At 33.0% G+C, this 12269-nt stretch carries 16 protein-coding genes and 1 tRNA gene; 9 read left to right on the top strand and 8 right to left on the bottom strand.

All coding sequences use genetic code 11. The annotated features are described in order from the left end of the window. Positions 1-5 precede the first annotated feature (5 nt). Together ACW9XH_RS00630 and ACW9XH_RS00625 are read left to right on the top strand one after the other, a co-directional pair. On the top strand, positions 6-239 hold the full coding sequence (locus ACW9XH_RS00630) for a hypothetical protein (RefSeq protein ID WP_457758722.1): 234 nt from the start codon (positions 6-8) through the stop codon (positions 237-239). Beyond that, positions 223-624 carry a pyridoxamine 5'-phosphate oxidase family protein gene (locus tag ACW9XH_RS00625; RefSeq protein ID WP_457758721.1) on the top strand — a complete coding sequence of 134 codons (402 nt, stop codon included), beginning with the start codon at positions 223-225 and terminating at the stop codon, positions 622-624. Before ACW9XH_RS00630 ends, ACW9XH_RS00625 begins: the two co-directional genes overlap by 17 nt. Here ACW9XH_RS00625 and ACW9XH_RS00620 read toward each other — a convergent pair. Continuing rightward, positions 605-1789 carry an aminotransferase class I/II-fold pyridoxal phosphate-dependent enzyme gene (locus tag ACW9XH_RS00620; RefSeq protein WP_457758720.1) on the bottom strand — a complete coding sequence of 395 codons (1185 nt, stop codon included), beginning with the start codon at positions 1787-1789 and terminating at the stop codon, positions 605-607. The genes ACW9XH_RS00625 and ACW9XH_RS00620 overlap by 20 nt on opposite strands. A 44-nt stretch (positions 1790-1833) precedes the next feature. On the opposite strand from ACW9XH_RS00620, the gene ACW9XH_RS00615 reads away from it, so the two are divergent. Next, a tRNA-Arg gene (locus ACW9XH_RS00615) sits at positions 1834-1908 on the top strand. A gap of 42 nt (positions 1909-1950) precedes the next feature. Beyond that, a complete protein-coding gene (locus tag ACW9XH_RS00610) occupies positions 1951-2442 on the top strand; it encodes a hypothetical protein (RefSeq protein WP_457758719.1) in 492 nt (163 codons plus the stop codon). Here ACW9XH_RS00610 and ACW9XH_RS00605 read toward each other — a convergent pair. Then, the gene (locus tag ACW9XH_RS00605) at positions 2406-2999 is read right to left on the bottom strand and encodes a hypothetical protein (protein ID WP_457758718.1); all 594 of its coding nucleotides are present in this window, start codon (positions 2997-2999) and stop codon (positions 2406-2408) included. The genes ACW9XH_RS00610 and ACW9XH_RS00605 overlap by 37 nt on opposite strands. A 119-nt stretch (positions 3000-3118) precedes the next feature. On the opposite strand from ACW9XH_RS00605, the gene ACW9XH_RS00600 reads away from it, so the two are divergent. Beyond that, on the top strand, positions 3119-3358 hold the full coding sequence (locus ACW9XH_RS00600) for a hypothetical protein (RefSeq protein WP_457758717.1): 240 nt from the start codon (positions 3119-3121) through the stop codon (positions 3356-3358). Positions 3359-3404: 46 nt separating this feature from the next. On the opposite strand, the gene ACW9XH_RS00595 is transcribed toward ACW9XH_RS00600, so the two are convergent. Together ACW9XH_RS00595 and ACW9XH_RS00590 are read right to left on the bottom strand one after the other, a co-directional pair. Then, complete coding sequence (locus ACW9XH_RS00595) at positions 3405-4631, bottom strand: cadherin-like domain-containing protein (RefSeq protein ID WP_457758716.1); 1227 nt, start codon at positions 4629-4631, stop codon at positions 3405-3407. A 447-nt stretch (positions 4632-5078) separates the two neighbouring features. Next, positions 5079-5912 carry a hypothetical protein gene (locus tag ACW9XH_RS00590; RefSeq protein WP_457758715.1) on the bottom strand — a complete coding sequence of 278 codons (834 nt, stop codon included), beginning with the start codon at positions 5910-5912 and terminating at the stop codon, positions 5079-5081. Between the two features lie 172 nt (positions 5913-6084). On the opposite strand from ACW9XH_RS00590, the gene ACW9XH_RS00585 reads away from it, so the two are divergent. After that, a complete protein-coding gene (locus tag ACW9XH_RS00585) occupies positions 6085-6732 on the top strand; it encodes an SDR family oxidoreductase (RefSeq protein WP_457758714.1) in 648 nt (215 codons plus the stop codon). A gap of 2 nt (positions 6733-6734) precedes the next feature. Here the strand turns inward: ACW9XH_RS00585 and ACW9XH_RS00580 are convergent, their stop codons facing one another. Next, positions 6735-7373 carry a PqqD family peptide modification chaperone gene (locus ACW9XH_RS00580; protein ID WP_457758713.1) on the bottom strand — a complete coding sequence of 213 codons (639 nt, stop codon included), beginning with the start codon at positions 7371-7373 and terminating at the stop codon, positions 6735-6737. 249 nt (positions 7374-7622) lie between these two features. On the opposite strand from ACW9XH_RS00580, the gene ACW9XH_RS00575 reads away from it, so the two are divergent. Further along, positions 7623-7832 (top strand): type II toxin-antitoxin system HicB family antitoxin, encoded by a 210-nt coding sequence (locus tag ACW9XH_RS00575; RefSeq protein ID WP_457758712.1) that lies wholly within the window; start codon positions 7623-7625, stop codon positions 7830-7832. Beyond that, positions 7829-8044, top strand: a complete 216-nt coding sequence (locus ACW9XH_RS00570) for a type II toxin-antitoxin system HicA family toxin (protein WP_457758711.1) — start codon at positions 7829-7831, stop codon at positions 8042-8044. The genes ACW9XH_RS00575 and ACW9XH_RS00570 overlap by 4 nt, the downstream gene beginning before the upstream one ends. A gap of 84 nt (positions 8045-8128) precedes the next feature. Here the strand turns inward: ACW9XH_RS00570 and mtnA are convergent, their stop codons facing one another. Together mtnA and ACW9XH_RS00560 are read right to left on the bottom strand one after the other, a co-directional pair. Next, positions 8129-9160 carry an S-methyl-5-thioribose-1-phosphate isomerase gene (mtnA, locus tag ACW9XH_RS00565; protein ID WP_457758710.1) on the bottom strand — a complete coding sequence of 344 codons (1032 nt, stop codon included), beginning with the start codon at positions 9158-9160 and terminating at the stop codon, positions 8129-8131. Positions 9161-9185: 25 nt separating this feature from the next. Then, positions 9186-10100: an NAD-dependent epimerase/dehydratase family protein gene (locus ACW9XH_RS00560; RefSeq protein ID WP_457758709.1), complete on the bottom strand. Its 915-nt coding sequence runs from the start codon at positions 10098-10100 to the stop codon at positions 9186-9188. A gap of 90 nt (positions 10101-10190) precedes the next feature. Here ACW9XH_RS00560 and ACW9XH_RS00555 point away from each other — a divergent pair, with 90 nt between their 5' ends. Further along, positions 10191-11201 carry an SIS domain-containing protein gene (locus ACW9XH_RS00555; protein WP_457758708.1) on the top strand — a complete coding sequence of 337 codons (1011 nt, stop codon included), beginning with the start codon at positions 10191-10193 and terminating at the stop codon, positions 11199-11201. A gap of 5 nt (positions 11202-11206) precedes the next feature. Here the strand turns inward: ACW9XH_RS00555 and ACW9XH_RS00550 are convergent, their stop codons facing one another. After that, positions 11207-12190, bottom strand: coding sequence for a glycosyltransferase family 2 protein (locus ACW9XH_RS00550; RefSeq protein ID WP_457758707.1), 984 nt, complete (start codon positions 12188-12190; stop codon positions 11207-11209). Between the last annotated feature and the right edge of the window lie 79 nt (positions 12191-12269).

Genomic DNA, 12269 nt, shown 5'->3' with positions numbered 1-12269 from the left:
TTAACATGAGTCACGAGTATTATAGACGGGGCAGAAACTGGTTTAGTGCAATTGGTGTGCTTTTTTGTGTAATGGGAGGAATAGTTCTCATTCAGCAATTACTCATATGGGGAATAGACTTTGTTCAAGAATTTTTATTTAATGCAGAATTTACGAACGAAAAAGTTTCAATGTCAATGATAGGCTTTGGGATTTTTATGATAGCATTAGGGTTTAGAAAACATGAAGAAAAGAGATGAATTTCTTACTCAGCAGAAGATATTACGATTAGCGACAATTGGCAAAAATAAAACTCCACATATTGCGCCTGTATGGTATAGATATAATGGAAAAAAATTCCACATTGGAACGAACACCAAAACACAAAAGGCAAAAAATGTAATGAAAAACAACCATGTTTCATGCTGTGTAGATATTGGAATTAATGCACCAGATATTTACGGCGTACTAGTGCAGGGAAATGCCAATATCATTTTAGAAAAAACCAAAGTCAAAACAATTGCAAAGAAAATTCTTTTGCGATATTTTAAAACACTAGAGAATAAATCTGCAAAAGAACTACTAGATGATACTGACTGTATTATTGAGATAATTCCTGAGAAATTTACAGTTTGGAATTACTAACAAATTCTTCAATTTTGTTCATTGCAGAATCCAACACTTGCAAACTTGGCAGATATACTAATCTAAAATGCCCACTACCATATTTCTCACCAAATCCAGAGCCATGAACAGTCAGTACACCTTTTTGTTCCAATAGTTTTGTTACAAATTCTTTATCAGTTTGATATCTATTGTCTTCAATTTTTGGAAATGCATAGAACGCACCTTTTGGATTTGGACATGACAATCCAGACATTTCATTTAATCGTTTAACAACCAAGTCTCTGTGTTTTTTCATTTCTGAAACAAATTTACCAATGTAATCTTGCGGTCCTTGAAGTGATTCCAATGCCGCATATTGTACAGGAAGACTAGTTGCAATTCTGACTCTTGCCAATTTTGGCAGATGCTCACGTAACTCAGATAATTGAGGTGATTGATTAAATGCAATGTACCCAATCCTCCAGCCAGACATCAGATGGACTTTGGAGAATCCATTTAGAACAATCACAGGTGAATCGCCAGCTACTTTTCCAATTCCAACGAATTTATCATCAAAAACTATTTGATCATAAATCTCATCACAGATGATGTAGAGATTGTGCTGATTTGCAATATCCACTAGTTCTTTGAGTGCTTTTTCATTGAATACGACACCAGTTGGATTGTTTGGACTGATCAAACAGATAGCGACAGTCTTTGGCGTGATTTTGGATTTAATATCATCAATGTCAGGTGTAGAGTTATTCAAGTCTACTGCAAACTCGACAGGGACTCCCCCGTGCAATCTGACATAGGAAGCATATGGAGGATAGTATGGACCTGGGAGTAATACCTCATCACCTTCTTCAACTATTGAGGAGATAACCATGTCAAGGCCTTCAGAAACTCCATTTGTAATTAGAACATCATCAGCATTAATTGAGAGTCCTTTGGCATTTTCTTTTTTGGCAATTTCTTGTCTTAATTCCAAGAGACCTTCGGATGAAGAATAGAAATTATCACCTCTGTTAATTGCATCAATCAAAGCTTGTTTCACATTGTCAGGCGGTTGAAAGCCAAACTGGACAGGATCTCCAATGTTGAGATAGTCAACCTTCATTCCTGTTTGCTCTACTGCTCTAGCAGCTAGAACAATATCTCTAATTGCATATTCAACTCCAACTACTTTTTTTGATACCTTCAAAGTATCTAGACAGATATTTAGACCCGTTAAAATCTTACTTGTTTGGACTCGTTGCACAGTCTGGATAGTGCGAGCGGCTTCGAACCGCTAGGTCGAGGGATCGAAGCCCTCCGAGCCCTTTAGATTATCTTATAAAGTAAATTATTTCTCTGCATGATGAAATGAAAATATCACCATTCAAAATTGGATTGATACTAGTCATTGTAGGAATAATATGGACAGGACTAATTTTTGATGAAACTGAGAAAAAATATGATTCAATTCTGCTAGAACAATCAAACTCTTTTGAAGTAAAATCAGAATTTTTTGGTTCTGATATTGGATATTACAAATTATACATGCCTGAATTTGGAGGTGAAGAAATTTTTGTTCAGATACTAGATACCAATGAGAATGTGATTGAAGAGCAAATGGTTCAGACAAAAATGTCAGTAGGATATTTTTATTTTAATGAAAATGGCGAGCATATAGTAAAGATTACAAATATTGCAAAAAATCCAATTGGCATACAAATAGAATTTGGGAACACAAACTCTCAGAAGATGCTTCCATCAGGAATAATGGTTCTTGCAGGTGCCTTACTAATGATGATTATGTCATATATGAAAATAAAAAATTACAAAATAGAGCAACCAGAAGAGAATATCTCATAGATTTGTATGCATTGGATGGTATGTCCAAAGAACAATACTAGATTAAAAATCAACCAAGTGCTAAAAAACAAAAATGCCACGATTGAGAAAGGCAGAAACAATTTGAGTTTGGTGTGTTCTCTGTTTTTTAATATCAAAACTGCTCCTAATGATGCCAGTACCAATCCTAATTCCAATGGCTGATGAGACCATGAGATTAATCCATCAATTCCAAATACATCATGAGATAGAGAATCACCAAAGCCTGAAACAATTTGTAAAACAGAACCTATAATGACTAGTTTAATTCCAGTTTTCAGAGAGCCGTGAACTGATTTTCTGATTATCAATATTGCCCCCATTATTGCAGCGCAGCTAGTCAAAGAAACTCCAAAGTACACTACAATATGAGACGGACTCCAGAAAAATTCGGGACTTTTTTGAAGATGAGAGATGGCATCCCAAAATCCCGCTGAAACAATTACAATTGGACCAATTACTGCCAAGATTGAAACTAGAGAAACTAGAGTACTGGATTTTGCAATTGTAGAATTTGAAAGTCTAGCAATTAGTTTCATTTTGTTTCTATTCTATCATAGGGCTATTTGAAATAATGTAATATTATCAATTAGAAAAATTCAATGTTGTGGGTAATTTTATGAATTAACTATATTAGATAAAACAATGTGAGAAAAACATGAGTCCAGGAATAGGATTAATGAAAAGACGCCTAGAGAAGGAAAAGGATGCAATAGCACTGGCAATTTCAGGGATTGCCAAAAAATATGATGTCAAACCAGACGATATCAAGACTCTGGAAACAAAGTATCATGATGATGCAGGAGATTGGTATGTTGCACTAGGATGGAATGAGAAAAAGGCAATCATCAAGATGGATTCTGTACTTGGTACAATTACGGAAATTAAAGAAATCTAAGTAGTAAAAATATTCTAATTAAATCAAAATCTTAGCGTGAGTCAGACTAGTCATCTTCATCGTCATATTTTTCATGACCTTTTCCTTTTTCTTTGTCTTCATGTTTATCATGGCCTTTTCCTTTTTTGTCTTTGTGATCATCTTCTTTGTCATCATCATGTGATTTCTCATCATTCTTGAAATCCTTTAGCTGTTTTTTGAGTTCTTTCTCTTTTGCTTTGTATTCATCTTTTAGTGTCTTTAGCTGTTTTTTGAGTTCTTTCTCTTTTGCTTTGTATTCATCTTTTAGTGCCTTTAGCTGTCTTTTGAGTTCTTTCTCATCAGTTGTATCATTGTCATCTGTCTCATCATCAGTCTCATCTTCTACAGAAGTGACAAGTACTGTGACTGTTGCAGAATTGCTGGATACCACTCCATCAGTAACAGTATAAGTAAAAGAGTCAGTTCCGTTAAAGTCTGTGTCTGGAGTATAAGTTATGCTAGTACCGTTTGTAGTTACAGTTCCGTTAATTCCCTGCGTTATGGAATCAATAGCAAGTGAATCGTTATCAATGTCATTGTCCAGTGCTGGAATTATGACTGGAGTGTTTTCTGGAGTTGTTGCATTATCATCTACAGCATCAGGAATGTCATTGACTGAAGTAACTGTAACAGCAACATTAGCTAGATTGCTTGTTTTGTCACCATCTGATGCCCTGTAGGAAAAACTTGTTTCCCCTACAAAGTCTGTCTGCGGAGTGAATAGCACATCAGAGCCATCTAGTGTAACATTGCCCTTTGTCACTAAAGGATCAACTTCTAGAATTATGTTCAATGAATCGTCTTCTACATCAGAGTCATTTTCAAGAACATGAATACGAATTGGGACGTTTTGTTGAGTTTCAGCTAGATCATCTTGTGCAACAGGTGCATCGTTAATGGGATTGACAGTAATGGTGACTGTAGCCTCATTGCTGTTATGAGTTCCATTGTTTAGAGCATAAGTGAATGAATCAGTTGAAGCAAAATTTTGGTTAGGCTGATAAGTAAAAGTTCCATTTTGGTTTAGAAGTAGCGTTCCAAAGCCAGTGTCAGTCAGGAGAATTGCCAAGAAATCATCATTGAGATCCGTGTCATTGAATAAAACTCCGTTAGGAGAGGCAGTTAGAAGCAAATCCTCATCTACAGAATAGAAGTCATCTACAGCTGTTGGTATTTGTGCAAAGGCAGAACTTGAAGAGAATATTCCCGAGATCAATACTGCAAACAAGAATAATCCTGAGAGTTTTTGCATGATTGAAAAATCTCAAAATTGCATATAACCTGCAGGCAGAAAAGATCAGTGGCAAGGTAGAGTAATGGTTATAAGAAAAGATCCTTGTAGAATTGATTTTTGTTTACTAAAATTTAGATTGCAAGTATTTCCAAGTTTGGGAATTTTTGAAAATGTATGTTTGCATTTCAACTTACATTTAGATAAATCCCATAGCATTATAGAATAATTGTTGAGACATCCATCTGATGAAAACTCTACTGAGCAGTCAGAGTTAGTAATCTCACTAAATGGCATTGCCAGATGTCACGCGTGCTTGTCAAATGAGAATCTTTGCTGGTTTCATTCAGAAGCAGTAAAAACAACGCTAATCAATGATACACAGGATCAGATTATAGAATTAAATTCAATAAACTAGTCATAGATACTAGTAAAAATATTCCAATTAAATCAAAAAATAAAAAAAGATTATTTGAGTTCTTGAATACGTTTTATGATTTCATTCATCTCAAATACCATTTTTTTCTGGGCTATGACATTTCTTGATTCCAAGAACTGTTTTTGAAGATCTGAAAGAGAATCTCGGAGTTCGGTTATCTGCGTAGGCTTTGGTTCCAAAACAGTTCTTGTTATAGGAACGAATTGATTTGAATCTGTTTGAACTTTGGATATTTTTGCAGTACATCCGTAGCATGGAGCTTCGATGTCATTTTCGTATCTAGGCAATTTTCCGTTAATGTCAAAATTTGACTGAATGTTTTCTTGTGCAAGATTGTGTTTTATGTTGAGTTCTCGCACAATGTTTTGCATTTCAATTTTTGGCATCTTGGCATATTGAACATATTGCTTCATGGCATCAGAAAATGTTCCTCCCTGTTTTAAAACAGAATCCCTTGCATCTCTTGCTAGAGATATTTTTATTTGCAGATAATCAAACTGATCCCAGAATATGCCATTGTTTGTTACATTAAGATTTGAAACATATTTTGCAAATGCGTTCCTAGGTGTAAACTCTTCGTATGTTTTTTCCATTCGCTTGAGTTCCTCTTTTAGAGAGTCTTGTGCAATGGTTCGTTGCTCATCAATGAATTTTTGCTGTGCATTACGCTTGTTTTGAGTCTCTTTTGCTTGTAAAAATTGTTGTTTTGATAATTCAATTTTTGCAAGAATGTCTTGTGAAACAGAATTGTTTAGTTCATCACCTTCAATTTTTTTAAAATCTGATTGTGCAAAAGCATTGGTGCTAAAAACAGACATTATGATTACCGAAGCAATGATTGAGGCGTACAGTAGTTTTGTCATTGAACACAAAATCTTAAAATCATTTAAGAGGAATCCGTAGAAATTATTAGAATTAATCATACATCTGATTTTAATACAAGTTTTCAAGCTGTTTTGAAAGTATTTTTGAATTTAATAAGAACAATTTTGTTTACTAAAGAAATTTAATTATATCAAGTTTTTAGAGAATAGCATGACTAGTGCGATTGTTCTTGGTGGCTCACGTGGAATTGGCAAAGCAATTTCTGATGCTCTCAAATCAATAGAAATTGACGTCTTTGCTGCATCAAAAAAAGACATTGATACATCAAACTTGGGCAGCGTAAGAGAATTTTTAAAAGAACATAATCAAACAGACATTCTGATTTTAAACACAGGAGGTCCGGCTCCAAAACCATTCAGTACCGTTACAGAAGATGACTGGAATCTATATCACAATCAACTATTTCTAGGATTTGTCACCATACTGCAAAATATCAAAATTAGTAACGGGGGCTATATCTTTCTGATAAGTTCTGGTGTAATCAAAGAGCCAAATGCAAAATTGATAATATCATCAGCGTATCGTGCAGCTTTTTCTGAAGTTTTCAAGGTGTTAAGTAAAGAGTATGCTGAGAAAAATATTAGCTGTGTAAACATTGCACCAGGGCCAATAAACACAGACAGAACTAGAGAGTTAATAGAGAATGTAAAAGAATTTGAGAAAACATTGCCTATGAAAAGACTGGGAGAGCCTGAAGAGATCGGAAATTTTGTAAAAGCAATTATTCAAAATAATATAAAATATCTTTCAGGTGTTACGATAAACTTTGATGGTGCAAATTCAAACTGTATTTTTTAAGACTATTTTTTAAATTCAACATTTGGAGTGTCTGGCTGACCTGCAATTGCAATCAATCCACCCTCACGTAGTTGTTGCAGTAACTGCATGACTTCTTTTTCGACTTGGTTTCTTTGCAGTCCTGTTTGTTGAGCAAATACTTCTACTAGTTCTGTCACTTTACGTTGGCCATTACAAGACTTCCAAAAGTCTACAATTGCCTGATTGACCATAAATCCTTGCTCATGCTCATTAGCTAGTACCATTGAACCGTCATCTTGTTGGACCAGTTTTCCAACTCCTTGAGGCAATGCAGTCTCATAATTGATTGGTGCTGGCGTATTCATAGCTGCTCCCATGTTTTTGATTTTCATTTTTCCTTCCTCAGTCATTTTATCCATTGACCATGCAGGCTCCCATACAATGTCAATTTTGACATTATTTACTCCGGGAACTTTTTTGGCATATCTTGTTGCATCTTGAACCAGGGTTTCATGTAAAGGACAACCTTGTGTAGTCATTGTCATTTTGATGTTCACATCATTATTTTCAGTAACATCAATTCCATAGATTAGTCCCATTTCTACAATGTTTAGAGGAACCTCAGGATCCATGCATTGCTTTAGTGAATCCTCAATTGCTTGTGCAGAAACTGTACTCATATTGTATACGGGAATATGAAAATCAATAAAAACTTTCTAATTATTAGCTTGAAATAACCATTAGATTTTTATCGAATAATCAAGGATTATGGCTTAAAACAATCAATAGTTCCTAGCAATATGCTAAAAAGATTTGAGATACTGGGCAGAAAAGACACAGTTTGCCGTTATTGAGATAATAGTTAAACAGCCAAAATTTTACTAGTAATTTTAGATCCATTTTATATAATTAAATCTCGTATGAGAGATATGAGCAGAAAAGAAGATTATAACATTCTAATCAAAAAAGATGGTCAGTTCTATACAGGCTATTGTTTAGAAATACCACAAGCCAGGGGTCAAGGAGATACAAAACGAGAGGCAATTACAGATACTAAAAAAGCAATTCGATTATGCAAATCTTATCTTGAAGACCAAAAGAAATCTATGGCATCAAAATTAATCACCGTCTCACTTTGAGTCTTCCTGTAATTGGCTATAGAGAAATTTTTAAGGCATTGCGAAAAAAAGGATTCTATTCTACGCGCCAAACAGGTAGTCACGTCATAGTAGAGAACGGGAATGGATTATGGACATCCATTCCTAGGAAAAAAGAACTTGGAAAAGGATTGATACTGCAAATAATTTCTGATTGTGGATTGACAAAAAAAGAATTTTTAGAATTGCTCTGATCTAAAAGGATTTTTAAGATTTGATTATTTCACCATCGATAGAATCAAATCGTATAAAAAATGGATTAGTTTGGGTATCAGTTTTTAACTTTGAAATAATTTTGGGATTGATTCCTCATATGGTGCTGTAGCCACACCTTTTTCAGTAATAATTCCTGAAATTAGTTCAGGAGGAGTCATATCAAATGCAGGATTTATCACATTGATATCATCAGGGGCAGTCTTTTTGTCACCAATTCCGGTGACCTCATTTCCTTTACGCATCTCAATTATTACATCCTCAGCCTTTGTTATGAGATCAATTGTAGATAATGGGGCTGCAACATAGAATGGAATTCCATGTTGTTTGGCCATTGTTGCTACCTGATAAGTTCCAATTTTGTTAAAGACATGTCCTGTCTTTACAATTCTATCTGCTCCCACTACAACTTTGTTCACTAGTCCATTTGCCATGGAATACCCAACTGCAGTGTCAGGGATTAGGCTAACATCAAATCCATCATGTTTTAATTCAAATGCAGTTAACCGTGAACCTTGCTGAATGGGTCTAGTCTCAGTTGCTATAACTTTGACATTTTTTCCACTCTCCCTAGTTGCTCTAATTACACCTAGTGCGGTTCCATATGCTACAGTAGCTAGTGCTCCAGCATTACAGTGAGTCATTATGGTATCGTTGTCATCAAAAAGAACCGAGCCGTTCTTGCCCATCGCTTTGTTAATTTCAATATCTTCTTCTGCCATTTTTTTGGCAGTTTCAATTACCAGTTCTCTGATTTGTTCTGCTGTTTCTCCAGTCTTTGCAACATTCATAATTTTTTCCAATCCCCAACCCAGATTCACTGCAGTTGGTCTTGTTGCAAAAAGGATTTTTCTTGCACCCTCCAAGTCAGATAGCAACTCTTCTTTTGTTGCTGCCTTGCTTTGCAAAGCTGCCAACCCCAATCCAAATGCCCCAGATACACCAATTGCAGGTGCACCTCTAACTACAAGAGTACTAATTGCATCAGCAACTTGATTAAAATTATCATATTCTACTACTACAAGTTCATTTGGAAGTTTCGTTTGATCAATCATTACAACTTTGTTATCCTTCCATTCTACAGTTTTTAACATCATATTTCATACCATCAAATATTCTAATTTATTCTTTCATTAAGATGGATAAACCCTCTTTTAGTGAAATTTTAGGTTCAAAGCCCAAATCTTCCTTTGCTAATTCAATTGAAGCTAAACTATGAAGTAAATCACCAGGTCTTGGATCTGTAAAATTTAGTTTAAGATCTTTTTTTGATATAGATATCATTAATTCAGCCAATTCTTTAATAGATGTAGATTTTCCACTAGCTAAATTATACACATTGCCTTTTTTACCTTCAATGTTTGATATTGATTTTACAATTCCATCAACTAAATCATCAACATGTATAAAATCACGCGTATTTTCGCCATCACCAAAAATTGGAAGGGATTGATTTAATTGAATTTTTTCAGTAAATTTAGTAATTACTCCTGCATATTCATTAGATTGGCCTTTTCCATATACATTGAAAAATCGTAATGAAATGCAGTTCATATTATATGCATTGGCAAAAGATTTAGCATAAAATTCCAAACTAAGTTTTTCTGCACCATATGGAGAAACTGGATTAGGTATAGTTTTTTCAGAAACTGGTATTTCTGAAGGATTTCCATAAATTGCAGCAGATGATGCAAAAATAAAATTTTTGATATTATTTTCTATGCAACTACGTAGCATATTCAAACTTCCTTCAACATTAATTTTATGAGTGTTAGCAGGATGCTTAATTGATTCTAAAATATCTATTTTTGCAGCTAGATGGATTACTAAATCAACACCTTCAAGTGATTTTTTTAATAAAGAGTAATTTGTCAAATCACCTTTAATTAAAGAAATATTATTTTTCAATAAATTTAAAAAATCTTCTTCAGAGCTACTTGAAAAATTTTCATATACAATTAGTTCATGTTCATTTTGTAATTTTTTAATTAAATGTTTTCCTATAAAGCCAGCCCCACCTGTTACAAATATTTTCATATATTTTCAGAAATCTACTAACTAATATTTTAATCAAATTTAGTGAATGATAACTAAACATTATATGGTATTCATGAATGAAAAGTAGAGTTGATTACTAAAGCAGAGTTAATAAAATATGATCGTTCACACATGTGTGATATCTATAATCAATGGCCAAAAATTGCTAAAGATGCATATAACTCAGACATTGAGCAGATTAATTTTAAGGATATCAATCATTTAGTTTTCGCTGGGATGGGCGGATCAGGGGCAATTGGAGATATGTTTGCATCTATTTTATCAAAAACACAAATTCAAATCTCAGTTGTAAAAGGATTTCATCTTCCATCAACAATCAATAGTAAATCACTAGTAATTACAACAAGTGTCTCTGGAAATACATTGGAAACTGTAACTGTTTTAAAAGAAGCATATAAAAAAAAATCCAAAATTATATCGTTCTCATCAGGAGGAAAAATTGAGGATTATTGTAAAAAGAACAAAATAGAACATAGGAAATTAGAACAAATTCATTCACCCAGAGCATCTTTTGTGAATTATTTTTATTGTATATTAAATACACTTCAACCGATATTACCAATTAAAAAAGATGAAATTACCGAATCCATTAAAAAAATAGAAATACTTTCTAAAAATATTTCATCAAATAATTTGACTAGAAATAATCAAGCGATATATTTGGCTGAATGGATTACTCTAATTCCGATTATATATTATCCATATGGATTAAAAGCTACAGCAATTAGATTTAAAAATTCATTACAAGAAAATTCAAAATCTCATGCAATAACTGAAAATATTGTTGAAATGTGTCACAATGGAATAGTTTCATGGGAAGAACAAAGAAATATTCAACCAATATTAATAGAAGGGAAAAATGACTATTCAAAAACAAAACTATTACAAAAAATAATTAAAGAATATTTTACAGATAATAAAATAGATTTTAGAGTTGTTTCTTCACCTTCAGGATCAATTATAACCAAATTAGTTTATTTAATTTATTTTTTAGATTTTGTGTCAATTTACAAATCAATAATGAATAAAGTAGATCCAACACCGGTTAAATCAATTGAATACCTAAAAAGTAAATTTTAAGAAAATTATTCATCCAGATGGAAATTTAATTTAGCAGAAATTCTACTTAGCACATAAAGAATTATGCCTGCCATAATGAAAAAGAATCCTACAGAAAGCATAGTAATTGCAAATAAAGTTAAACCAACAGGCAATCTTGACATTTCATTATAAAATTCAATTACAAAGAAGGAACTAATTCCAGAGATTATAAAGAAAAACAATGATGGAATTCCAAAAGCTGCAAGAGGTTTTGTTTCAATTATAAGTTTAAAAATTGTTAAAACAACTGTCAATCCATGTTTTAGTGGATTTTGTGATGATGTCTGAACATTATCAGGATACATTTCTTTTCTTGGAACTTCAAGTATTTTTAATCGATTTACTGCCGCTTTAAGTAAAATTTCAGCAGACATTCCCATCCCTTCAGTCTCTAAACCAGGTACAATTTTTTTTAATGCATCATAACTATATGATCTTAATCCACTTTCTGCATCTCTTATATTACTTCCTGAAAATAAATTTACCATTTTTGTAATTAATTTAATGCCAAATTTTCTATAGGGTTTTACATCATCAGATTTTTCCAAAAATCTAGAACCAATTACAATATCAGCTTTTTCAGAAATGATAGGTTCAATTACTTTTAGCAAATCATTAGAATCATGTTGTAAATCAGCATCAAAAGTTATTGTTACTTGAGCTTTCCTTTTTAATGCTTCAGTGAAACCAGATTTTATTGCACCACCATAACCCAGATTAATTTTATGAGTCAATACTTCTGCACCTGCTTCTTTAGCAATAAAAGCAGAATTATCTGATGAGCCATCATTAATTACTAAAACTAAATCAGCGAATTTTTTACATTGTTTAACTGCTTCAGCAATAGTGGATTCTGCATTATAAGTTGGAATACAGACCATTACATTAACAGATTTACTGACATTAGATTCAGAATAATTTTTTGATTTAACAATTTCTTCAATCATAGGTTTGAAATTTAACTTCATTTTGGCTATTTAAAATAATGCTAAAAGAGAATATTTGATTTAAGCAAAAAATATCCCAAATTTAGGCACAATTATTAAA

The organism is Candidatus Nitrosopumilus sp. bin_32a (assembly GCF_054095935.1).
This window is presented reverse-complemented; position numbering and strand designations above follow the sequence as displayed.